Source organism: Colwellia polaris (assembly GCF_002104515.1).
Lineage (GTDB): Bacteria > Pseudomonadota > Gammaproteobacteria > Enterobacterales > Alteromonadaceae > Cognaticolwellia > Cognaticolwellia polaris.
In genome coordinates this window covers 1-23,548 of sequence record NZ_NBOE01000020.1, presented here as the reverse complement: position 1 = coordinate 23,548, position 23,548 = coordinate 1, and the positions used below count along the sequence as shown (strand labels likewise).

Below are 23,548 nucleotides of genomic sequence, written 5' to 3'. Positions count from 1 at the left end.
CAGAAGATTCAACGCACACCAGTGTAAAGCTGCGCTGCGAGCAAGCCACACAAAGCCAACAACCCAAAACCCTCATGCCCTTTGTTGGAAACCCCAGAGAAAACATGCCCAAAGGCCTACCGTTTGAGCTGACTGACTATTTACAATTAATCGAACTCACAGGGCGCTGCATTCGAGAAGATAAACCCGGCTACATCGACGAAAACCTACCAAGCATACTGAGCCGATTAAACATATCAGCTGAAAACTGGCTAATCATCACCACTGAATTTAAAACACAGTTTCATGGTGCAATAGGGCGCGAAGATGTACTCAGTGATTACTGTGAACACCAACAGCTCAAACGACGACAAAACTTAAGCCACTGCAAAAAACTCTTTGCGTAAACTCACAACGCACTATTAAAAACAGCCAAACACTTAACGAGTCAGTACTTGAGGTTGATACTTGCCAGAAAATTGATGAATTAGTATAGCTTGGGTCTAAAGTGGTAGTTTCGTATCTATTTTTAGACAAAATCAGTCATTTGGTTATGACAAAGAGCAAGATATTATCATATCGCTGGTATGTGATTAGGGTTTATTTGGAATGAGTGTCATTATTAACTTGATGAAAATCAGCTGGTTTATGGGCTATATCAACGAACACATTGCACGAGCCGCCAACCAAGAAGATAACTGCACAGGCAGGTTCTGGGAAGGTCGGTTTAAATCTCAAGCTTTACTTGATGAAGCCGCACTTGCCGCTTGTATGGCTTATGTGGACTTAAACCCCATTCGCGCCAATATCGCCAGCACCCCAGAAGACTCAACGCACACCAGCGTTAAACTGCGCTGCGAGCAAGCCACACAAAGCCAACAACCCAAAACACTCATGCCCTTTGTTGGCAACCCCAGAGAAAACATGCCCAAAGGCCTACCGTTTGAATTGACTGACTATCTACAGTTAATCGAACTCACCGGTCGCTGCATTCGAGAAGATAAACCCGGCTACATCGACGAAAACCTACCAAGCATACTAAGCCGATTAAATATATCAGCTGAAAACTGGCTAATCATCACCACTGAATTTAAAACACAGTTTCATGGTGCAATAGGGCGCGAAGATGTACTCAGTGATTATTGCGAACACCAACAGCTCAAACGACGACAAAACTTAAGTCACTGCAAAAAACTCTTTGCGTAAACTCACAACGCACTATTAAAAACAGCCAAACACTTAACGAGTCAGTACTTGAGGTTGATACTTGCCAGAAAATTGATGAATTAGTATAGCTTGGGTCTAAAGTGGTAGTTTCGTATCTATTTTTAGACAAAATCAGTCATTTGGTTATGACAAAGAGCAAGATATTATAATATCGCTGGTATGTGATTAGGGTTTATTTGGAATGAGTGTCATTATTAACTTTCTAGAATGAGTGTCACTATTAATTTCCCTTTACACAAGACGACTTTAATTTTGACCCAACCAGCAATAGCTGCATTTGTCCTGCAGGCAAAACCCTTTGGCGACAAAGTACAAGCATCATCAGCCAAGGTAAAAGCTACATTCGATTTACGGGCTATTTAAATGACTGCCGGTTTTGCCCACTGCAAAAGCAATGTATGCGAAATCCGCCCAAATCAACCGGACGACAAGTCCAGTTCTTAACGAACCTGGTACAAAATGTCAGTTACAGTGACCGAATGAAAGTAAAAATAGACAGCCCCATTGGACGACGGCAGTATAGTAAAAGATTAGGCGCAATCGAACCGGTATTTGGCAATATTACCGTCAATAAAGGCATGAATAAATTCACTTTGCGTGGACAAGATAAAGTGAACACCCAATGGAAAATGTATTGCCTTGTTCATAATATTGAAAAGTTAAGAAACAATCTGCATTAAGGCCTAAAAGCCTAACATCACACGAAAAAACCAGCCTCAAAACGACATAAACCACTTAATCAACACCCTTAATAAACGTTTAACGATGCAAAAATAAAAATCGTCCAAAAACGTAAATGTTTTTGATTGTTAAAAGAAAATAATCCAGTTAGAGTATTTTGATTAAAAATTATATAAAAAACGAGTAATTCTACAGGCTCGTTATAACTCATAAGGATGTTCAGTGGAAAACTTAACCGTCGGCGAATTAAAAAAACAAATTGCGGATTTACCATCAGATATGGAAATTACTTTCGGTAGCTCTAAACATAGTAAGAGACCTCTAATATTTTACCGTTTTAAAATGCGAGGTGATGATTTATTACAAATTGAACTTAATGAGCTAGAACCTGACTTGTATGAAAATGATTGCGAATTAGATCACCGAATTTCAATAGGTTACCTTAAAGAACATTTAGCTCATTGGTCTAATTCAGACAGAATAACTTTTGGCTCAACAATAGATGCAATAGCAATTATCCCACAAAAACCAAAAGTTGTGTTCTCGTTCAACCTCAACCAACCAGATGAATGAGTTATAATAAATTAACAGGACACCTAATAAATTAACAGGACACCCACCCTAAATTGCTATTCAAAATATCCAAATTAATAACGAGTCATTACTTGAGGCTTAAACTTGTCATAAAATTGATACTTTGGGGCAGGTGGGGCCAATCGGTAATTTTGTCTCTACTTGTTAAAAATGTGCCGTTTAAATATGACAACGGGGGATTTATTTAAATTTCGATGTGCGATGTAGTTAGGTAGTATTGATAATGAGTGATATTTTAAATTTTAGATAATCAACACCAAGTAAAATCAATGCAATATGCCAGTATCATACAAGCTGTAATTTTATTTATTGGTATTTTATTAGGCTTTATTTCACCCAGAGCGGTGAGGCTTTATCGAGAAAGGAAACTTGAAAAAAATTAATAATCATATGCACTTGAATATTTTTAAAGCGAATATTTTAAAGTAATCAAAATTGGAGGAGGAATTGGTAGATAGATCTTCGGGTGTGAATTCAAATCAAGTAACAATAAATGTTAACTTAAGTGCTGCTAATGTGTAAAATCTTATTAAGAAATTATCGTGTAAAAACCTTGTCAGAAGTGGCGAAATACTAAAGACAAACGTAAAGTGAGTTTAGCTTCATTCACTTCATCGACTACAAAAATATTTCAGTAAAAATAATTCCCCATGAGATGTGTATAACATCATTTTTAATTAAATGTCGCCACTAAAGCTGGCCGTCAAATATAGAGAAGATAATCGCTTGTGATAATGACCATTAAACCTTTCTTCCTATTATTAACAAGTGGCTTCTTGTTAATGCTAGGTTATGGATTAAGCAATATTTTATTGCCTATACGTATGCAGAACGATGGGGTGAGCCTAGATAATATGGGTTTAGTCTTATCTATGTTGTCCGTGGGGTTTTTGTTCGGAGCATATTATAGCCGTATCTTATTGCAACGTGTCGGCCATATTAGAATATTTGCCATGTGTGGTAGTTTAACCTCAGTTGCTATTTTACTGTCGGGTCTTTATCCAGAACCGTTGATACTTGCGGCTATGAGGGTGGTTACAGGCTTTTGTATTGTTTGCACCAATGCGACACTTGATAGTTGGTTAAGCCATAGCGCGACTGAAAAAAATAGAGGGCGCATACTTTCCATTAATCAAATGATGATAATGACAGCGCTGTTCTCTGGCCAGTTTTTATTAAATGTTGCGCCAATTGAAGATATTACTCTGTTTGTTATTTGCGGCATTTTATTTAGCTTGTCAATTACGCCCATCGTTATTAGTAACCAAAAAGGCCCCAAAATAGAAGACAGCCAATCTATGTCGTTATTAACTGTATTCAAACTGTCTCCTTTGGGTGTGGTAAGTTGCTTTTATTGTGGGGTTTTGTATGCAGCTTTAATAAATATGTTACCTATCTTTGCTAGTCAAAACGGTATTACCGATATAGATTTATCAATATTTATGGGCTCAGCGATCTTTGGTGCGATCATTTTACAGTTCCCTATCGCCTATTTGTCAGATCATTTTGACCGACGAAAAGTCATGCTAGTTATGGTTGCATCGCTCATAGTGCTATGTTTGTCTGTGCCATTACTGATGTCTGAAGATATGTTCAAACTCAATTTAGTAGCTATTGCACTTATAACAGGGTTAGTTGCCTGCCTTTACCCCATGAGTATGTCTGAGACTTTTATAAAGTATTGAAAGAACAAATTTTGGCCGCCATGAGTGCGTTATTAATCATTTATGCCTTAGGATGTATTTTAGGTCCATATCTTGCGTCAGTGGCAATGGATGCTTTTGGAAGTAGCGCCCTATTTGGTTTTATGAATATTGTCGCTTTAACTTTATTATTTTTTATCATTATTCGGATGAAACTAAGACACGCTTTACCGCTTGAAGAGCAAGAACGCTTTGTTATGCAAACACCCAGTGGTGTAGTGTCTGAATTGGATCCCCGTACACACTATGCAGAAGCACCATTTGAAGCAACACCAGAAGTGAAAGTTGCTATTAGCTTAGCTAATAAAAACCCATCGGCTGCGGTTAATATGGTTAAAGCGCTCGTACTAAGAGACCCAAACAATGCGTCAAACTTAGCCGCGGCATTAAGTACTATAGATACCGTAGATATTGGTAAATTATACGCCGCAATAACATCAGCAGCGCCACAAATGAGTATTCATATTGCTGAAGCATTAACCAATGCTTCTCCTGAGCAAGCAGATAAATTGGTTGAGTGGATCACGTCTACATACCCTGATCAATTTACTAACATTATTGTTGCGATTGCTAGTGCAATGCCTGATAACGGTATTGATTTAATGGAATTAGCCGCTGAAAATATGGTTGAAGAATACCCTGATAAGTTACTGGAAATGACCGAAGAATACATGACAAATTTTTCAGATTCTTTAGATGCAATGCGACCAATCGACAGGGTAGCTGCCGCCTCTGCAAACACAGCAACAGAGCTTTATAATCGTTTAACCGATGTTTCTCCTGAACAATCGGAAGACCTTGCCTTTACGGTTTCTGAATCACTACCTGAATCGTCGAATGATGTTGCTGAAGCTTATGTTCAGAATTTGATCCACAGTGAAAGCGAGGATGAAAATGAAAAAGTTTTCTCAGACGATGCATTAGAAAATATAGAGAATGCAACAAATAGCTATATTAATCATATGGTTGACCATATTCCAGAGCATGCAGTAAACATTGCTAGTACATTCGTAGATTCTTTCCCAAAAGTAGCCTCTGATGTACTCGAAATATTACAAGATTCAGACGAAATTCAAGACAGCGAGTTAACTACTTCAATTGATGATAAGCCGTTACAAAGCATGAAGGAATTAAAGAATTAGCAGAAAGTTAACCGGACACAGAGTTAACCGGACACTCATCCCAAATTATTTAAGATGCGTGCTATGTTTAAATTATGTTTAAATTCTATTTAATTTATATCATTCAACTATTGAGATTAATGGCAATAAAATGAAGAAACCCTATATTTTTATAACACTAGTTAACATTTTTCTAATTGTTAGTTGCGCAAGTCATAATCGCAATAACCTATCACTTGTAGAAAGTGACTATCTCGGACAAAAGCCACCTGGGCAAGTTGCAGAGGCCTTCGCGCCTGGTATTGTTACAACCAATGGCTATGAATATGGAGGTGTATTTACGCCTGACTTAACAGCGTTTTATTTTATAAAATATAGTGAAGAGCGTAATCAACAAGACGTTATTCTTTTGCAAAAAGTGGATAATCAGTGGGAAGAGTCAGTGTTTTCTCCTAGAAAAGGGCAACATCTTTTCTCTCCTGACGGCAGAACTATGCATTTAGGTAAAAGCTTTATGGAACTTACAGCGACCGGTGAGTGGTCAGAACGAAAAAAACTTGATGTTCCTTTCGAAGATTTACTCATTATGCGCTTGTCATCATCGTCTAATGGCACTTACTATTTTGATGAATTCAAACGTGATTTAACGGGATCTATTCGTTATTCACGAAAAGTGAATGGGCAATATGAAGCACCCAAATTACTGAGCGAAACGATTAATACCGGAAAAAGCTTTCACCCTTTTATTGCACCAGACGAGTCTTATATTATTTTTGATAGCAAAAGGGAGGATGGCTATGGTGATTCCGATTTATATATTAGTTATAGGCAAAAAGATGGCTCCTGGGGCAAGGCCATTAATCTTGGTGATAAGATAAACACAGAAGCTTGGGAGGCAGCAGCAAACGTTACTGCTGATGGTAAATATATGTTCTTCAACAGGAACATCGGCTCAAAGAATTATGAAAATGTTGATATATATTGGGTCGATGCGCAGTTCATTGAAAAACTTAGACCAAGATAAGGGGAACAACTATTATAAGTTGAGTGTACTGTTGAATTCATCCTGTTGAATTCATCCTGTTGAATTCACTCTGTTAAATTCAAAAAGTATTTAAAATGAGTTTCTTTTAAACTCATCTTTGAAGAAGATAACATTTCTTGGTACTAAATATTGTAGTTTAATAAGTATTGAGCTTTAATGATTGCAAGTAATTACGTTATAAAGAGTCTTTGAAAATATATGGTGGAACAAAGCTCACTCTCATTAATCAAAGTCAGGCAACTTATTCTCATCGGTATAATGTTTATTGCCGCATTTATGCTAGCCGACTTGTCATTATTACCTGATCATTTAAAAAAGTATTACATTTATTCAAGAGTTTATATGCAGCTCCCTATCTGCTTATGCTTTTTATTTTCTACGTATCATCAATCGTGTGCAAAACATTATCAAAAAATTCTTTTCGTATCTATGTTAAGTCTTGTCTATATCAACTATGGAGTTATTTTAATTTGCTGGCAGCTCGGTCAATTTGCTTTTCCTTATGAAGGAACTGTTATGTATAGTCTATTTACGCTGTTTGTGTTTCGACAATCATTTAAATACGGCATAGCATTTACTATCTGTGTGATTTCAGGTTTTGTTATTCTTAACCTTATGTACCCTATTTATGGTGATCAAAGTGGTGTGAAATTAGGTTTTGTTATTATCGGTTCATTCGCTGGTTTATTGGGTGTGCGACAAGTTGAAAGGGCATTGATAAGCCTGAAAACGGCAAATCTTAAACTTGATAAACTAAGTAAAACTGACCATTTAACCGGGCTATATAATAGAAGGGCGTATGAATTACGATTTGATGAACAGATTTCTTTAAATAAGCGTGAAGGCAAAAGTGTTTGTGTTTTTCTTTTAGATCTAGATAATTTTAAAGACTATAACGACAGTTATGGGCATGTTGAGGGTGACAAGGTTATAAAGTGCCAAGCTGAGCAATTATTACAGTTATTTAAAAGAAAGTCTGACATTATTGCCCGTTATGGCGGAGAAGAGTTTGTTGTCGTTGTATCAAAAATCACGCATGAACAATGTATTGAATTTGCTAAAGCTATTATTGAGCAGTGGGCGCAAAAAAAGCTTACACATGGTAAAGGTAAAGCTGGTCAATACGTTACATGTTCTATTGGTTTTTATATAGAGCATGTGAGTAAAAATACTGACCCTATTAAAATGGTTGAAAAAGCCGACAAGGCACTTTATAAGGCAAAAGAACAAGGTAGAAATTGTTTTTATGAATATAAGAACGATAGAGGTAAATAAATAAGATACCCATTATCTTGGCTAAAGTTATCAAAGTTTGAGTTAACTGGACACTAATTGAGTTAACTGAGTTAACTGGATGAGTTAACTGGACACTCACCCTTAATTAAAGTTAACTGGATACTCATCTAAAATTGAATATCCTAAACATAACGCTCAACTAAGAAAACCCCATTAAGTTATCTCAGATGAATTATGGCTATGTGTTGTGATGCAAAGGAAATAGCAAATCAGTTTAGAATTAGGATGGATTCATCATAAACTTTCATTTAATAAATTTACGGCTGTTTTTTTAAGAAATTCTACAGACACGTTAGCTATCAAGGATAGAACTGTGAAATTTTCTCTCATACTATTATTAATTATTCTATTTAGTTGCCAATCAACAAGCCAAAACTTTGATGCAAAACTATTTTTTGAGACGTCAATTAAGAATAGCAAAGCTAAAGCTTTTGAATTTGTTAACTTATATTTTACTCAAAAAAACTTTAAAAAAGCACATGAGCTTTTATGTCCAGATATTGCAGAAATTACTCCTTTATCAAGCTTGGAAGCTGTTTATGAGCAGCTGAATAAATTTGCGGATCTAAAGCAGTTCAAAAATTCAGAAATTATTGATGTAAATGTTCAATTACATGAAACCGAGCCATACGGTTTAGTGAATTATGTTGTAGTATTAAAAGATGATGATGATCAAAAATTAACAGGCTCGGTGACTTTTAGAGCAAATGAAACTTGTATGTGGGGGTGGCGCTTTCAACCGATGATGATTAAGTCATTCGATGTTGATAGCTAAGCCTTTTAGAAGAATAAAAACAGTTGGCTTTTGTTCTTTCGTCGCTTATTTTAGCCAACAATTTTTCGCCTCATAACAAGGCGTTGGTGATTAGGTACTGATATGCATGTCGATTTAATGGATCTTGAATTTGCAATAGAGTTCACTTCTTCAGATTATTCATTTGATAATGAAGCCTATGTTGATTCAGAAACAGGTAAAATTTATTATTCTGGTGATGATATAGAAGAGGAACTACCCGAAGATATTTTTGAAAATGATAAGTATTTATTAATTCCCACAAAGCATGATTTAGATTTAGGTAAAAGAGTTGCTTTGGAATTTGCTGCTGAAGTAATACCTGATGAACTTAATAATGTTTATCATATGTTTGGCTCTCGTGGTGCTTATTCTCGATTTAAGTCGCTATTGCACAGTTTAGAGTGTACTGAAAAATGGTATGCTTTTGAAAATAAAGCCATGAGAGATGCTGTTATTGAATGGTGTAAAGAGCATTCAATTCAGTATAAAATTCACGAGATTAACAACACGCCTTGAGCTGAGCCGACGAGAGCTTTAACCTTGGTGACTCACTAAATAAGTGATTAATTTATTAAATAAAAAGGCATCAAATAATTGATGCCTTTTAGATATATTGTTTTTAAATACTTTATTAGTGAGTTATTAACGATAATGGCACGATAGCCACAGACTCAGGTGCTGTAAAACTTGCGCTTAAATTTGGTGCAATATCGCCACCAGCGCTTGTTAAAATGTTGTCGAATCTCATTACCTGATTATTTGATTTTTCAGCAACGTATAAATGTGAACCTGTATACATAATATCGACAGGGTTACCCAAATTAGTATTGGCTCCCGATATATTCACTGAAATATCTGTTAAACCTGAAGCTGCAGCTGCATTGTTCATTACATAAATTTTCCCGTCAGTTGCATCTGCTGCACTGCCAACATCGCTAACAATAAGTGAGTCACTTAAAGAGTCGTAATCTATACCATGAATATTGGTTGGCGCTGTTATCGCTAAACCAGATGTTGCCGGTGTAATTAAACGGTTCTCAGTATTTACTGAGATTATACCTGCTGAAATATTCGCTGAAACTTCATCAAAAACAGCAATGGTTCCATCGGTTAAAGCAACAAAGGCTCTGTCTGTTTTCGCATCATAATCTACATCCCACGGTCTCGCATTATTCGCGGTTGTTAAGGTTAATAAAGGAGAAATATTGCCAGATGCACAAGCAGAATAAATTAACACACTGGGGGTTGTCTCATTATTTTCTGCTACGAAAATTAAACTACGTGCTGATGCTACATCAATGCCTTTAGGTGAGATTAACCCGGTATTTTCACCGCTTATGATACGGTCGTAAGATTCACTAAACGTTGAGTTAGAGCGTGTTGTTGCTACTTTTGTTGATACTAATACGCCGCTCGACTCACCATCAAATGTTGCATAACTATTTCCTGCGGAATCAAAGGTTACACTTTCTTGAGTTCGGCCAGTGTCGTAACTACCTATAGTACTGGTAAGTAACGAATTAAAACTTGTCAGCATATTGCTAGTTGGTCCTACGGCACTTGGATTGCTAGATACTGCTACCGATAAGATAGCTTCTGCACCGTTTGTGCTATCAGAAACATCATTGCCATTATATTCAGCAGTAACTTCAACTAGTGATTCAGGCTTTTCAGTAGACGTTACTAAGTCAGGAGCTATATCGCCACTGTCTCCTGAAAATATATTAGAGAAAATTAAAATCGCGTCATTAGACTTTTCTGCAACGCGTAAATCAGTTCCGCTTAGGATTATATCTACAGGGTTACCTAACATTGAGTTAGGGCCTGAAATTGCGCGAGCAATAGTGACATTGCCATCAGCCGTAGCAGCATTATTTATAACAAAAATACTGCCATCGGTTGCATCCGATGCGCTACCTACATCAGAAAGCACCAGTTTATTCGTGGTTTCATCTAAAACAATACCATGAATGTTGATCGATATTTTTTCAAGGTTAGCATTGCTCGGTGTTATAACTCTCGTTGGGGTTGCAGCATAGTCACTGGCAACATAATTGTCATAAACTGCAACATTACCATCCGTTAAAGCAACATATAACCGATCATTATTATCGTCGTAAACTAGATCCCAAGGTTTTGCATCGGTTACTGTTGTTGCTACAGGTAATGCATCGCCAGAGGCTTGGGCACCATAAACACCTACTTGCATTGCATTAAAGTCGGCAACAAAAGTTAACCCCATTTTTTCAGAATAATGAATACCTTTAGGATTAACTAAACCTGTTGAGGTGCCGGTTAACTCTCTATCTATATTTAAATCAAAACTCGTATTGTTATCTCGTGCTGTAATGTTACACACGGTTCGTAAACTAGGCACCCCAGCATCGCCTGCGTGAACTAAATGCCCCAGCTTAGTAAGTGATACGCCTTCATTATTGCCTGAATTAAATGTTTTTAATTTGTTCGCGTTTTGGTTGATAAAATCGGTAGTTCCAACATTGGCAGAGCCATTGTTTGATAAAATAAAGTTAGCAACTGGAAAAGCAGGCTGTCCATTAGTACCATTATTGCCGTTCATTCCGTCTACGCCGTCTACGCCGTTTACTCCATTTTTTCCATCGTCACCATCACAACCACTAAGTCCTAGAACAACAGCTAAGCCAATTGTAGATAAGATTAATTTATTTCCTGTGGTTTTATTTGTGTATTTCATCTTTGCTTCCTTAATTTAATAAAAATAACCGTCGCCACTTTTAAAAGTATTTATGGATCAACAGTGGCGCTTACTAGAGATACGGCCAACTAAACATATTGGATGCAACTTTCTTAATTTATTAAAAAATAAGAATAAACCTGTGGGGGGAGATTATAAGTAGTTTGGCTTAATTACCCATTTTAATTAACGGTGAAGTTTAAAAAGAACATCGCTGGGCTTTCAGCCTAAAGTGAAAGGCTTGTATAAATTGTTCTGCTAATAAAGTGTCAATAGGAGCTCTCAATTTTGCTCCTATTGACAGGTATTTTCAGTAAAGGTTATTTTTGAGGAAGAATTAAGAACTTCTCTCCTGTAGCTTGTTTTGAATAAGCTGCCATCGACTTTAATTGTAATACTTCGGCCAGCGACACTTCATGTGTGTAGTGGCTAGCAAATGTTGTAGTTATTTCATCAGCAACACGTTTGCGCATCGCAATTACCGTTTTAGTACCTAATTTACCAAGCGCATTAAATAATAAGAAGCCATTAACACCCCAAGCGAAGCCAAAGTTACGATTTAATGTTATTGGTCCACGGTCTAATGCACCGTAAATGTATACTTGTTTGTATGTGTCTGAGCCATAAACGCTGTGTTCTTTCATATCTCGAGACGCGGCAACTTCCATGCAATTAAGAATGTCGCTGGTTAGTTTACCGCCACCAATAGGGTCAAACGCAATCGTTGCGCCTGTTTCAATAATTGCCGCGGTTAAGTCAGCAAGAAAGCTATCACTGCTTGAGTTAACAACATATTTAGCACCCATATCACGTAGCAATGTTTCTTGTTCTGTTTTACGAACAATGTTAATTAAATCAACACCATCAGCAATACAAATACGGTTTAACATTTGGCCAAGGTTAGATGCAGCTGCGGCATGAATAATCGCTTTATGACCTTCAGCACGCATGGTTTCGACCATGGCTAATGCCGTAAGCGGGTTAACAAAAGATGATGCGCCTTCTTTTGCCGTAGTACCTTCTTTTAATGGCAAGCAGCTTTGTACGTTGGCCGCAATATATTGGCGATAAGTACCACCACCTATAACCGCCACGGTTTTACCCATTAATGCTTGTGCCGCTGGCGATGAACCAGCAGCTATAACCGTTCCTGCGCCTTCATTACCAACAGGAATCGCTTTGCCAGCACGTGCTTTAACAGCAGGCATAAATTTAGCGGGAACATCTGCCGTGATAGCTGGGCTTTGCTGCGAGCCAGATTGCTTTGCTGTTGTCATGTCTGCAACGCTAAAAAGAACGGCTAAATCAGACGGGTTTAATGGCGCAGCTTCAAGACGAATAACTACTTCGTCGGCGCTGGGTTGTGGTACTTCGATATTTTTTAAGGCAAGGGTTAATTGATTGTCTTTACTGATAGTTGAAGTTAGTTGGATATTTGACGTTGTCATGATGTTTTCTCCTGCAAATAATGAATTCATTTAAACCAATAACAATAGGATATTGGTGATGTTTTTCTTAAATTTTATTGATGACTTCTTAAAAATTAAAAATTAAAAATTAAAAATTAAAAATCACTTAGCGCTTACCGCATTAATTTTAGCCGTCACCTGTTGCATAAACTCTGGCATGTTTGCCTGACGATCGGCCTCTACTTTTTGAGCAATAGCTGATTGACTCATAGCCGTACTCCATTCTTTCATGCCTTGTATTTCGGCCAGTACGTCCCAATTAAGCTGACTAGAGCCAAAAGCACTAACAATAGTATTTACATAGTAGAGATAGATATCAGCCATGGTTAATTCTTTACCAGCAACCCAAGGCGAAAATTTACATAATCGACTTAAGGCTGTAATGCCACGACTTAATACTTGACGTACTTCAACGGCAATTGATTCAGGCACAGCAGTACCTGACAGTGCATAAGCTATCAATCGCCTGCTTGGTAGTTCAAAATATAGCTCTGCCATTTTCATCATTTGACGCACAACAGCACGTTCTTCTGCATTTTCAGGGTAAAGCGCAGATTCTGGGTAAGTCTCTTCAATAAAGTCACATATAACACTTGATTCCGAAAGGTTAAAACCTTGTGCAGTCGTAATAACAGGTACTTTACCCGCAAGACTAATAGCTAGTAACTCTTCACTACCACCGTAAAGTAGGTTTTCTTTAAATGGCAGGCCTTTGTATAGCAAAACATGCTTAACTAGGTTGTAGTAGTTACTTGCGGCAAAACCGTGCAAAGTTATCATAAGTTAGTGTCTCATCATTAACGCGAAAGTTGTGTTTAACTTTGTTTTATTTGTGTTCAGTTGTGTTTTATTTTGTTGCATCGGTATTTAATAGCCTAAAACAGCACAAAATGCCCATTTTTTAATACCTTGTCACTAAGATAAAGCGGTACTGTTTGCAATAAAGACATTATTACTTGTTTTAATTTGGTTATATATAAGGGAAAATGCGAATCACTATTGCTTTTAAAGCAATAGTGAGCCAGCGATAAAGCAGCAATAAAACAACAATATTCAGTATTTATAATGGAGAGGGCAGTTGGATCAACTACGTGCAATACGCTATTTCAGCAAAGTTGTTGAAACAGGGAGTTTTACTAAAGCAGCAAATGCTTTAAACGTGCCGCCATCTTCACTATCAAGGCGGGTTGCTGATTTAGAAAAGAGTTTAGGAGCAACGTTATTAAAACGCTCAACCCGAATTGTTAAACTGACAGAAGTCGGTCAAATTTATTATAACGATGTTCAACAAATATTGACGCAACTTGCACAAAGCAACGAAACAGTTCGCAGTTATCAAACCACACCAATGGGGCGTTTATCTATAAGTTCTATGGTTGGTTTTGGCGAAAAAATATTACTTCCCTTACTCGATGAGTTCAGCGAGTTATACCCTGAAATTATACTAGATATTAGTTTAAGTGATGAATTATCAACATTAGGCCGCGACGATGTTGATATTGCTATTCGTGGTGGTTATGCGCCAAATGAGCGCGTATTAGCGATAAAACTCATGGATAATGGTTTTATTCCTGTTGCTTCGCCTGAATATATAGAAACACACGGCTTACCTTGTAACGCAATGGCTTTAAAAGAACACAATGGCATATATTTTAAAACGCCATCAGGGCCTACACCTTGGTTATGTAATATGAACGGTCAATGGCATGATGTTTCTGGGCCGGCAATAGCAATTTCAAATAACGGGACTTGGTTAGCGAAAAAAGCGTGTAGCGGTGAAGGTATTTTAATGTCAACTCGATGGGCGTTGTCTTCCTATATTGAATCAGGTCAGTTGCAAGAACTTAAGTTTGAACATGAACTAGCGATAACCCAAAACTCTAATATGGCGGTTTATTTGTTGTATCAAAAACAACGCTATTTAGTACCAAAAGTAAAAGCAGCGGTCGATTTTATCGTTGATAAAATAAAAGTTCGTTATAACTTTTAATGTTTGTTTTTAACGCTGTTTTTAGTGCTTGTTTTAAGTCATGACTAACATAGCAGCCTTTATGCTCTCTATTATAGTTCCATCGCGTTAACGCATAAGTCTGTTAAAATTTAGAAATCTTGCTACAATGCTTTTTTTTTATTTTAGGTCGCCAATGAACAATAGTAATGAGCCTCTGCACGGCGTTAAACTTGAACAAATTCTAACAGAGTTAGAGAAAAAAATTGGTTGGGAAAAAATGGGTGAGCAACTTAATATTCGTTGTTTCACCAATAAGCCGCGTTTAAAATCAAGTTTGAAATTTCTTCGTACAACGCCATGGGCACGCAGCAGAGTTGAGATTTTATATCTAAAAACTTTTTGTAGTAAACATAAAGGCACAGGAAACGCGATCAGAGGAATACTGGCTCAAAAAAATGCAGTTGCAGATACTAGCGCAGAAAAACCAACACCTTTTGTTTGGCCAACATAGCTAGGCTAACCGCTAGAATAGAATTAATGCGTTCAAAATAAATAGAGTCAGTTCTATTGCACCTTCTTTTCTTAATATAAGCAGTAGGCTCATTAGTGTTTTAAAGATCAACATCACGCCACTTAAGTAACCTACAAATCACATTTAATGCTTATTATATCTATTGGCAAATTTACAACGAACCAAAAATCCAAACATATACGCTTTTAATTGTTAAAAGAAAATAATCCGGTTAGAGTATTTTTATTAAAATAATATAAAAAACGAGTAATGCTATTGGCTCATTATCTGCCAAAAAGGATTAGGTTATGTCGAAAAATTTGAAGTTAAACTATGTGGAATTTCCCGCTAAAGATATTCCATCAACAAAAAAATTCTTCGAAGATGCCTTTGGTTGGCGTTTTACTGATTACGGTGATGATTATACTGCTTTCGCTGATGAAGGATTAGACGGTGGTTTTTATAAGTCGGATTTAGCTTCACTAGCCTCAAGTGGCTCTGCCTTACTGGTATTATTAACTGACGATTTGGAGCAAGCTCAATCTACGGTTGAATTATATGGTGGTAAAATATCTACGCCAATTTTTTCATTCCCTGGCGGGAGCCGGTTTCATTTTATTGAGCCCAGTGGTAATGAATTTGCCGTTTGGTGCTTGTCGGGTACATAAGAATGTAATGTAAGAAATGCTGTTGGCTTGTTATCTTTTTCGTTTGCCCATTTCGTTTGCCCATTTCGTTTATCTATTGTTAGTCATTATATTTAGCTTTTAAAAATGACGTTGAGGCTTTTGAGCCCTTCAAAGTTGAAAGAGAAGCATCGCTTTTAAATTCATACTGTCTGTAGAGTTGTATTGCTAGTGAAATATTACCCTAGCTTTTATCGGGCAAAATAACTTTAATTTAACTTTTTAATGCATTTTGAGACTGATTTTTTGAAAATTATGCAGTCTAAATACATGATAGGTAGATTTATGCGCATTAGCTTAGCCTTTACTTTAACTTTCGTATTTTTATTCTTATCAAAAACGGTAAGCGCCGAAAATATCAAACCTTTCACAACCGATGGCTGTAGTGTTTTTCCTGACGGGACGCTCGAACACAAAGAGTTATGGTTGTCTTGTTGTACTGCCCACGACTACGCATATTGGCAAGGCGGTACTTACCAAGAAAGGCTTGTGGCTGACCAACAACTTCAACAGTGTGTTGCTAAAGTTGGAGCGCCACAAATTGCGAAACTAATGTTAGCGGGTGTGCGAGTTGGAGGTAGTCCATACCTTCCTACACCATTTAGATGGGGTTATGGTTGGTCTTACCCTCGTGGCTATAAGGTTTTAACTACAGAAGAAATAAACCAAATTAACGCCTTAGAAAATAGTACAGATAACATTGTAAATTCACGCTAAGCGCTTGGTTAATATGCACTTTAAGCACTAAACCTAAGTGTGAAATTTAATGAATTAGCTTGGTTAATGTAGAAGCCTAAAGTAGGTTTCTCCATTATATTAATTTATTTTGTAATAAATCTCCTAAATTGAAGACTATGAGTTCTGACAGTAATGTTTTTATGTTTATTCATAAAGTCGATAATTTTAAAGGAGAAAAACAATGGATTATATCAACAACATTTTGGCAAGTGGCAACTACTCATTTATAGCTTTAATATTAATTTGTGTACTCGTTCTCTGGTTTCTTCCTGCAATACTTGCGCTTATATTTAATCGTGAGCATTTTAAATATATTTTATTCGCTTGTATTCCCGCTGGTTTTTCTTTAATTGCTTGGGGCGGCGTTTTAGTTTGGGCAACAACGGGGAAAGCTATTGGAAAATATGCCAATAAAGCGAATAATGAAAACTAAAACACTATTAAATTAATAATTAAAATAACAATCAATCAAAATAAAGCAGCCCAAATATATCCGATAATAATGCCAACAGAGAGCTTTCGAAATATATTAAATGTAAAAGGGGAATACCGTTGAGTGCTCCCCTTTTATCATCATTAATATTAGTCGTTCAGTACATTAACTATTACATTGTTAATGTAAAAGTTAATGCTGAGCATTAAAGTATTTTAAAAATCGTAAGTCATCTGCGCGATAATGGTACGCGGGCTACCTGGAAAGTGGCCGTTGCGCTCACTAAATCCGCTAACCGCATATTCTTTGTCAAACAAGTTATTTACATTAACACTGAATAAAACATCGTCTATACGTGATGTCCAGCTCATGTCAAAAACGGTAAATGGTTTAACTTTTTGATCACCCAAGCTGATTTGCTCACTTACATAGTTCAGGCCAAAGGCAATTGACGAAGCAATATCGGTTATATCATAGCGTGTCCACAAGCCTGCTTGGTGGCGTGGGGCATTAACAAAGCGACTACCGTCACCAAACGAATTACTAATAGTGTCGCCACTAACACCTTTGATAACTTCGGTATCGTTATAAGCGTAGTTGGCAGTAACGGTCCAGTTATCAGCTAAATCGCCAACTAAGGTGGTTTCAAAGCCATTACTTTCAACTTCACCAATATTTAGCAGCTCAACAACACCACTATCACCTGTGTAATCAGGATTCGACATAACAACATTTTCTTTGTTGATACGGTAGATAGCGAAGGTGCTTAATATTTTTCCGTCAAACCACTCTTTTTTCAAACCAATTTCAACTTGCTTACCGGTTTCAGGCGTTAAGCTGCCTTCTTGTGCAACGGTTTCTTGATCTGACGACGAAGCAGGGTTAAAGCTTTCAGAGTAGTTAACATATAAAGAAGTGTCTGAGTTAGCTAAATAGGTTGCGGCTAAGCGCGGTGTAACGCCACTGTCTTGAAAAGAATAGTCAGTTTCTTGGTTATATTCTTCAAAATTGTCATAACGCAGGCCGGCAATAACGGTCCATTTATCGTTAATTTTTACTACATCTTGAAGATAAATACCGTATCTATCTGAATTTACGCCATCACGGTTTTGATCTGTTAACGCGTAAGTACTGGGATCAGTAATGCCATAATTTAAATCAAATATATTGAGGTTAGCTACGCCGTCAGCTTCATAACGTGCTCTAAAGTAGTCATATTCTGTGTCTACAGTATGGTAATCAGCGCCAAATAAAAATTGATGCTCAAAATTACTTGTTTCAAATTCATAAACAAAATCAGAGGTTACACTAATTTCTTCATTCGCTCGATATTGTTTACGATACTCTCGCTTTATTATTTGATCGTTAATATCAGCAACGCCATCGCCATTGGCGTCTACCCAGTCGCGTGACTCATGATAAGCCTGATCTCGCTCATTATCTAAGTAACGTAAGGTGGTATTTACTTTAAAGTTGTCGGCAAAATAGTGGCTTAACTCTGCTTGTATTACCAAGGCTTCCATATTTTGATAATCAACTTTTTCATTAGCATTGTATGATGGATCTACCAGAAAGTTACCGTTGTCATCAACCGGTACTCCGCGTAAACGGTTACCGCCCAAGTCTTGTTTAATGTAATCAAGGGTAGTTGTTAGGCTAGTGTCTTCAGATATGTTGAATAACAAACCTGTAGCTAACTCTATGTTTTCTGCATCGGCATTATTTCGAAAGCTATTTTGTTGTTCATAAAAGCCACCTAAACGATAGGCTAGATCTTCTGTTAATGCGCCTGTCATATCAAGAGAGGCTCCTTGTGTGGCAAAGTTACCTAAGGTGAGTTTTAATTGTTTTTCTTCGTTAAAACTTGGTTTTTTGGTGACATAATTAATCATGCCGCCTGGTTCTCCGCCGCCATATAAAGCGGAAGCAGGGCCTTTTAATACTTCAACTCTTTCAACATTAAACAGTTGCGGCACACCAAAACCCGAATAAGGGTCGCCCCTTACGCCATCATAAAAAACGTTGGCGTCATCGCGAAATCCTCTAAAAGTTACGCCTGAATAACTGTATTCACTAACGCCTGCAATTGAACGGTATAAGTCAGTAATGTCTCTGGCTGCTTGGTCAATAATAAGTTGCTCAGTTAATACTTGAGCAGACTGCGGCAACTCTAATAATGATAAATTAACTTTGCTACCAACCTTGGTTTCTTTCGCTAAATAAAATTGCTGGGCTCGGCCAATAACGCTGATAACTTCAATGGGAGTATTATCTGTAATTGTAGTGTCGGTTGATTGATCTTCAGCAAAAGAAATTTGTGAATAACATAAGCTCGATAAAAGGATACTTTTAGATAAAAAATTAAGTTTAAACATGCAAGGTAACTAGTAAAATACATTAGAACTTAATGATAACTGTTATCATTAAGGTTTGCATTGATTGGTTCATTGTATCGTGTAAAAGTTTGTAACCTGATGCTGCGTTTTACCTATGCTTAGAGACTAAACAGATCAATAACCATTAAAAGTGGGGTGATAAAGTGCTTAGCAATTATGTTTGAAACAACATTAGAAGAATGATATTTCAAAAAAGAATGACAGTTCAGACCCAAATAGGGTTTCAAAAAGTAACTAAGGCAATACTTAGTGCAGTTGCAATTAGCCCTAAAGAAAGCCATTTCCAATAACCTGTACCAAGCCAAGATGCTTTCCACACTTTTCTCGCAACATGTAACTCGCCACGCTTCGATTTATATTGCCGTAAACCATAAAGATAGGTGCCAGATATAGCTAAGGCACACAAAATAGTGCCAAAACAAAAATATAAAATTTTACTATAAATACCACCAAACATGCCAAAATGTATTGGATCAGCGGCCTCAGATATTCTGACATGTAAAGACTGTTTACCTGCCACTCGACGAGATAAATATTCACCATTTACACCATCAAAAACAACATTATTTGCTCTATCTCTTACGAGCAGAGTATCGTTTTGCCCTTCAACAATAATAGTGGATGCTTTCAAACTCGGTAAAACAATACGTTTAATGGTTAAATTATGATATTGGGCAACACTGTTTATCGCTCTATCAAATACATTTGTTGCGGTGTTTACAGCCGTGTTATTTACAGCAACTTTAGGCATTTGTTGTTCGGGAAAACTCGCTCTGCCACCCCATACTTCAACTAAATACCATATACCGGTGACACAAACAGTTAATAGTAACCAACTAGACCATAAACCAAAAAGTCGGTGGCAATCATTCCAAAAAGCTTTGCTGTTATTAGTTCTTGGTTTTTTAAAAAAACTTTTCCACCATTTAGGTATGATAAAAAAGCCAGAGATGAGTGAAAACAATAACAGTAATCCAACAATACAAACTAAGGTAATACCATAAGTTGTTGGTAACATTAAATGTCGATGTGTCATTCTAAAAAATCGTTGCCAATTAAGCCAACGGCCATCACCTTGATAGGCACCAGTTACCGGGTGATAAAACTGGCGGTATCGTTCGTCGTTACTGTTTAAACGTATTACTTCAACCGCAAACCAATCATCAATCGGCGCGTTAATATTGAGAATTTTTGTGCTGTTATTTTCTTTCGCGGAAAGATAAACCTTAGACCAATTTATTTCGGCAGAATTAACTGATGGAAGAACACGTTTACTACTATTTGTTAGCCAATCTATTTCATGCGAAACAACAGCCAAAGTGCCTGTTGTTAGCACAAAGCAGATTAATATTGCGAGTTTTATACCAACAAGACTATGCCACGTATACCATTGTTTTTTATTCATAACGACTTTAAAGCTGCATGTGTGGAAGAGAAATCACGTAAAAACACGTACTTTTTTAGTTAACCAAACTACTTACTGGCAAGAGAATTAAATAAACGACTTAATAATTCGCAAAAACTCCTTCTGAAGCTTGGCTTAAGAGCTTAAAATTTATAGCGTTCGCTTGTAATTCTTGCTTAGATAGATAATGGAATGCATGGTATTGCAAATGAAAACTATTTGCAATACCGATATTGATATTGATATTTAAATTGATAGTTTGATCAAAGATATCAATATGTGCTCAAAAAACATGCTCATAAAATTTTTTATTTTTTAGCTATTTTAAAAAAAATGACTGTAGCAAAGAGAAGGCTAGGTACTGTTCGAGTTAATTTAGTCATACAATTAACAACGATTATTACCCGAATGGTTTTGTTGCTTAATTAATAATCCGAAAGTACAACAAATTAATAATGACACTCACTCTAAAAATAAAATCTAATCACATAACAGCGATATGGGATTTTCTTAGTTTAGTCCAGAGTTCAGTAATTTCAATTTAGGATGGGTGTCCTTTTAATTCTTGTGCGGATCCGCATGCAGGTTGGTGTGAGGGCTGGAGGAGAGAAACCTCCGGCTACCCGATTTAGTTGCTTTTATAGACTTGAGATCTATGAGCAACCTTTATTACATTCACGACAAGTACATCATCTTTTATTTCATATACTATTCGATACAAACCTTGACGAACTCGATAATTTTCCTGCCCTGAAAGTTTAATACAATCTTCACCTCTGGGGTTTACAGCTAATGTATCTATTTTATTTAGGATCTTTGTTATATCGTTTTTAGGTATAACACGTAAATCTTTAGCCACTGATTTTTTAAACGTTATTCTATATTTTTCCATGTGACTTCAAATCATTTAATAAATCTTCATATGAAATATCAGGCTCATTAGCTCTTGCTGATACCGCTGCTAAATCCTCCTGATCTTCACGCAATAATAAACGAACAGCTTCATCTATTAACTCAGAAATTGATAAATGAGCTGAAGCAGCGCGCATTTTTAGTGCTTGATGTATATCAGGCTCAAAGTAAACGGTAGAACGTTTTGATAAGTTACTCATGATTATGTCTCCATTAAATCGACAAAAACATTATAGTGCTATAACGTCATAACGTCACGAGACAACGATAAGCAACTAACGAGCCTGTAGAATTACTCGTTTTTTATATAATTTTTAATCAAAATTAATAATGACACTCACTCTAAAAATAAAATCTAATCACATAACAGCGATATGGGATTTTCTTAGTTTAGTCCAGAGTTCAGTAATTTCAATTTAGGATGGGTGTCCTTTTAATTCCCACGGAATTAGTTGACCACTACAGTGTTCTGTAATTTCAATTTAGGATGGGTGTCCTTTTAATTTATTTTAATTTTTTTAATTCTCCGTAATTTCAATTTAGGATGGGTGTCCTTTTAATTCTCCTTGTTAGCCGTATTTATTCTTTAAATGATATTTCGTAACCCTGACTTTCAATTACCTCTAAAACAATGGATTCGAGTTTAGGTAAAACTTTTCGAGGAGGAAATTTAAACAATTCCAACCTTGTATGCATGGCACTAGAGTTAAAATACCAAAATGTTCTTAATTTACGAGTGTGCTCTCCTTTAATAGGAGTGTTTTTTAATGACCTTTTCCATGACTCTTTGTTTGTTAAGTAGGAATAACTGCCATCTTTTTCTGTCCAGCGGAAACATGCGCGGTATTGTTTAAAATACTCATGAAATAATTCTTCATGCATTATTCCTCTTACGGCTAAATAAAAACTAAAATTTAGATCTCTGTAATTTAACTCGTTATTAACCCCAATAATTCTTTTTCTTAAAGGTTGAATAGTAGAGCCAATTTTTATAAAGCGCTTATCTTCAGATATAAGAAAATAAGTCCAATTTGAACCATATTTGTTTGCTACATCAAGTGAATTAGTTGCTATGATTTTACGCATACACTCTGCCAAATACTTTAATACGGCTAACGCTTACAATAACGGGAAAAACTGAGTGCTTTGGCACGAAGTGCCAGCGAGGCTTTTCCCAATGAGTGAAACGAATGTGGTTTATTGTTTTGTTATATTTTTGCTGTAACAAAATTTAAATTACTAACACCAAATTTTTCAACGGTGTTTTTAAATGATTTTGTAGCAAAAAACCATATAGGTTTACCGTCCTCTTTTCTTGGCACTTTAAATAAGTTGATAGAACTGTAATCCATATTTTTAAAAACGATGGGATCTATTGATACTATATAACCATCAATGAACTTGCACCCACTAGCGTCATAATCAATTGCATCCAAAAGAACTGTAGTATGAAAATAATAATAACTTCGCCTTATATATTTGCACTCAAACCATTGTCCTGAATCGTTTAATACTCCTTCAAGTTTTAAATACAAAGGCTCACTGACTAGAATGCCTCCAGAATAAAAATAAGGAATTATATCTATAGTTTCATCAACGGGCAGTTCTCCAAGGTTATCTAGACGAAAAACATATCCTTTTTGGTATTTCAACTTACCATTACAGATACTCAAGAACTCATCCATTTGTGACTCACAAACGGTTAAATTTGGTTGCTCAGATTTATAATGAATTTGAAAAATACTCACCAAGCCTCAATAAAAATATAGACATAATGACTCCCCACAAGGTGCTAGCCTCCAAATTCGTGGGTTAGTAAAACCAGAGCCATACTTAGTGTGTTAAACAACTAAAACTGGAGACTAGCATGAGTAAACATAGCATAATTTATA

The 23,548-nt window shown here is 36.4% G+C and carries 21 protein-coding genes and 3 pseudogenes; 15 read left to right on the top strand and 9 right to left on the bottom strand.

Features of this window, described 5'->3' with window-relative positions; genetic code table 11:
• The 10 genes and pseudogenes from B6A32_RS19310 to B6A32_RS18915 form a co-directional block, all read left to right on the top strand.
• Nucleotides 1-386 (top strand): annotated as a pseudogene (locus B6A32_RS19310) (transposase); the annotation flags it as partial.
• 220 nt (nt 387-606) lie between these two features.
• Nucleotides 607-1,185 (top strand): annotated as a pseudogene (locus B6A32_RS18950) (transposase); the annotation flags it as partial.
• Between the two features lie 251 nt (nt 1,186-1,436).
• Nucleotides 1,437-1,886: pseudogene (locus B6A32_RS18945) on the top strand (transposase); the annotation flags it as partial.
• A gap of 223 nt (nt 1,887-2,109) precedes the next feature.
• Nucleotides 2,110-2,460: a hypothetical protein gene (locus B6A32_RS18940; protein WP_085306486.1), complete on the top strand. Its 351-nt coding sequence runs from the start codon at nt 2,110-2,112 to the stop codon at nt 2,458-2,460.
• Between the two features lie 755 nt (nt 2,461-3,215).
• Complete coding sequence (locus tag B6A32_RS19525; protein WP_233131479.1) at nt 3,216-4,166, top strand: MFS transporter; 951 nt, start codon at nt 3,216-3,218, stop codon at nt 4,164-4,166.
• Complete coding sequence (locus B6A32_RS19520) at nt 4,163-5,326, top strand: hypothetical protein (RefSeq protein ID WP_233131478.1); 1,164 nt, start codon at nt 4,163-4,165, stop codon at nt 5,324-5,326. Before B6A32_RS19525 ends, B6A32_RS19520 begins: the two co-directional genes overlap by 4 nt.
• A gap of 130 nt (nt 5,327-5,456) precedes the next feature.
• Nucleotides 5,457-6,329 carry a TolB-like translocation protein gene (locus B6A32_RS18930; protein ID WP_085306485.1) on the top strand — a complete coding sequence of 291 codons (873 nt, stop codon included), beginning with the start codon at nt 5,457-5,459 and terminating at the stop codon, nt 6,327-6,329.
• A gap of 537 nt (nt 6,330-6,866) precedes the next feature.
• Nucleotides 6,867-7,625, top strand: coding sequence for a GGDEF domain-containing protein (locus B6A32_RS18925; RefSeq protein WP_158088522.1), 759 nt, complete (start codon nt 6,867-6,869; stop codon nt 7,623-7,625).
• Between the two features lie 334 nt (nt 7,626-7,959).
• The gene (locus tag B6A32_RS18920; RefSeq protein ID WP_085306483.1) at nt 7,960-8,421 is read left to right on the top strand and encodes a hypothetical protein; all 462 of its coding nucleotides are present in this window, start codon (nt 7,960-7,962) and stop codon (nt 8,419-8,421) included.
• A gap of 102 nt (nt 8,422-8,523) precedes the next feature.
• Nucleotides 8,524-8,958 (top strand): UPF0158 family protein, encoded by a 435-nt coding sequence (locus B6A32_RS18915; RefSeq protein WP_085306482.1) that lies wholly within the window; start codon nt 8,524-8,526, stop codon nt 8,956-8,958.
• Between the two features lie 115 nt (nt 8,959-9,073).
• Here B6A32_RS18915 and B6A32_RS18910 read toward each other — a convergent pair whose 3' ends face one another.
• From B6A32_RS18910 to B6A32_RS18900, 3 genes are all read right to left on the bottom strand, one after another.
• Complete coding sequence (locus B6A32_RS18910; protein ID WP_085306481.1) at nt 9,074-11,155, bottom strand: YncE family protein; 2,082 nt, start codon at nt 11,153-11,155, stop codon at nt 9,074-9,076.
• Nucleotides 11,156-11,475: 320 nt separating this feature from the next.
• Nucleotides 11,476-12,603, bottom strand: a complete 1,128-nt coding sequence (locus B6A32_RS18905) for a zinc-binding dehydrogenase (RefSeq protein ID WP_085306480.1) — start codon at nt 12,601-12,603, stop codon at nt 11,476-11,478.
• 123 nt (nt 12,604-12,726) lie between these two features.
• Entirely contained in the window at nt 12,727-13,404 is a 678-nt protein-coding gene (locus tag B6A32_RS18900; RefSeq protein WP_085306479.1) for a glutathione S-transferase family protein, read from the bottom strand.
• 298 nt (nt 13,405-13,702) lie between these two features.
• Between B6A32_RS18900 and B6A32_RS18895 the strand changes: the two genes are divergently transcribed.
• From B6A32_RS18895 to B6A32_RS18875, 5 genes are all read left to right on the top strand, one after another.
• Complete coding sequence (locus B6A32_RS18895; protein ID WP_085306478.1) at nt 13,703-14,614, top strand: LysR family transcriptional regulator; 912 nt, start codon at nt 13,703-13,705, stop codon at nt 14,612-14,614.
• Between the two features lie 154 nt (nt 14,615-14,768).
• On the top strand, nt 14,769-15,086 hold the full coding sequence (locus B6A32_RS18890) for a VF530 family protein (protein ID WP_085306477.1): 318 nt from the start codon (nt 14,769-14,771) through the stop codon (nt 15,084-15,086).
• Between the two features lie 308 nt (nt 15,087-15,394).
• Nucleotides 15,395-15,754 carry a VOC family protein gene (locus B6A32_RS18885; protein WP_085306476.1) on the top strand — a complete coding sequence of 120 codons (360 nt, stop codon included), beginning with the start codon at nt 15,395-15,397 and terminating at the stop codon, nt 15,752-15,754.
• A gap of 303 nt (nt 15,755-16,057) precedes the next feature.
• Nucleotides 16,058-16,489 (top strand): hypothetical protein, encoded by a 432-nt coding sequence (locus tag B6A32_RS18880; RefSeq protein ID WP_085306475.1) that lies wholly within the window; start codon nt 16,058-16,060, stop codon nt 16,487-16,489.
• A 202-nt stretch (nt 16,490-16,691) separates the two neighbouring features.
• Nucleotides 16,692-16,943 (top strand): superinfection immunity protein, encoded by a 252-nt coding sequence (locus B6A32_RS18875; RefSeq protein ID WP_085306474.1) that lies wholly within the window; start codon nt 16,692-16,694, stop codon nt 16,941-16,943.
• Nucleotides 16,944-17,158: 215 nt separating this feature from the next.
• Here the strand turns inward: B6A32_RS18875 and B6A32_RS18870 are convergent, their stop codons facing one another.
• The 6 genes from B6A32_RS18870 to B6A32_RS18845 form a co-directional block, all read right to left on the bottom strand.
• A complete protein-coding gene (locus B6A32_RS18870) occupies nt 17,159-19,318 on the bottom strand; it encodes a TonB-dependent siderophore receptor (protein ID WP_085306473.1) in 2,160 nt (719 codons plus the stop codon).
• Between the two features lie 244 nt (nt 19,319-19,562).
• Nucleotides 19,563-20,744 carry a PepSY-associated TM helix domain-containing protein gene (locus tag B6A32_RS18865; RefSeq protein WP_085306472.1) on the bottom strand — a complete coding sequence of 394 codons (1,182 nt, stop codon included), beginning with the start codon at nt 20,742-20,744 and terminating at the stop codon, nt 19,563-19,565.
• A 628-nt stretch (nt 20,745-21,372) separates the two neighbouring features.
• Complete coding sequence (locus B6A32_RS18860; protein ID WP_085306471.1) at nt 21,373-21,636, bottom strand: type II toxin-antitoxin system RelE family toxin; 264 nt, start codon at nt 21,634-21,636, stop codon at nt 21,373-21,375.
• Entirely contained in the window at nt 21,623-21,856 is a 234-nt protein-coding gene (locus B6A32_RS18855) for a CopG family transcriptional regulator (protein ID WP_085306470.1), read from the bottom strand. Before B6A32_RS18855 ends, B6A32_RS18860 begins: the two co-directional genes overlap by 14 nt.
• A 379-nt stretch (nt 21,857-22,235) precedes the next feature.
• The gene (locus B6A32_RS18850) at nt 22,236-22,742 is read right to left on the bottom strand and encodes a hypothetical protein (RefSeq protein WP_085306469.1); all 507 of its coding nucleotides are present in this window, start codon (nt 22,740-22,742) and stop codon (nt 22,236-22,238) included.
• Between the two features lie 122 nt (nt 22,743-22,864).
• On the bottom strand, nt 22,865-23,404 hold the full coding sequence (locus tag B6A32_RS18845; RefSeq protein ID WP_085306468.1) for an imm11 family protein: 540 nt from the start codon (nt 23,402-23,404) through the stop codon (nt 22,865-22,867).
• Between the last annotated feature and the right edge of the window lie 144 nt (nt 23,405-23,548).

Coding starts and splice junctions, on each gene's coding strand:
- B6A32_RS19525 (WP_233131479.1), top strand. CDS start 3,216: ATGACCATTAAACCTTTCTTCCTATTATTAACAAGTGGCTTCTTGTTA.
- B6A32_RS18930 (WP_085306485.1), top strand. CDS start 5,457: ATGAAGAAACCCTATATTTTTATAACACTAGTTAACATTTTTCTAATT.
- B6A32_RS18925 (WP_158088522.1), top strand. CDS start 6,867: ATGTATAGTCTATTTACGCTGTTTGTGTTTCGACAATCATTTAAATAC.
- B6A32_RS18915 (WP_085306482.1), top strand. CDS start 8,524: ATGCATGTCGATTTAATGGATCTTGAATTTGCAATAGAGTTCACTTCT.
- B6A32_RS18910 (WP_085306481.1), bottom strand. CDS start 11,155: ATGAAATACACAAATAAAACCACAGGAAATAAATTAATCTTATCTACA.
- B6A32_RS18905 (WP_085306480.1), bottom strand. CDS start 12,603: ATGACAACGTCAAATATCCAACTAACTTCAACTATCAGTAAAGACAAT.
- B6A32_RS18900 (WP_085306479.1), bottom strand. CDS start 13,404: ATGATAACTTTGCACGGTTTTGCCGCAAGTAACTACTACAACCTAGTT.
- B6A32_RS18890 (WP_085306477.1), top strand. CDS start 14,769: ATGAACAATAGTAATGAGCCTCTGCACGGCGTTAAACTTGAACAAATT.
- B6A32_RS18885 (WP_085306476.1), top strand. CDS start 15,395: ATGTCGAAAAATTTGAAGTTAAACTATGTGGAATTTCCCGCTAAAGAT.
- B6A32_RS18880 (WP_085306475.1), top strand. CDS start 16,058: ATGCGCATTAGCTTAGCCTTTACTTTAACTTTCGTATTTTTATTCTTA.
- B6A32_RS18875 (WP_085306474.1), top strand. CDS start 16,692: ATGGATTATATCAACAACATTTTGGCAAGTGGCAACTACTCATTTATA.
- B6A32_RS18870 (WP_085306473.1), bottom strand. CDS start 19,318: ATGTTTAAACTTAATTTTTTATCTAAAAGTATCCTTTTATCGAGCTTA.
- B6A32_RS18865 (WP_085306472.1), bottom strand. CDS start 20,744: ATGAATAAAAAACAATGGTATACGTGGCATAGTCTTGTTGGTATAAAA.
- B6A32_RS18860 (WP_085306471.1), bottom strand. CDS start 21,636: ATGGAAAAATATAGAATAACGTTTAAAAAATCAGTGGCTAAAGATTTA.
- B6A32_RS18855 (WP_085306470.1), bottom strand. CDS start 21,856: ATGAGTAACTTATCAAAACGTTCTACCGTTTACTTTGAGCCTGATATA.
- B6A32_RS18850 (WP_085306469.1), bottom strand. CDS start 22,742: ATGCGTAAAATCATAGCAACTAATTCACTTGATGTAGCAAACAAATAT.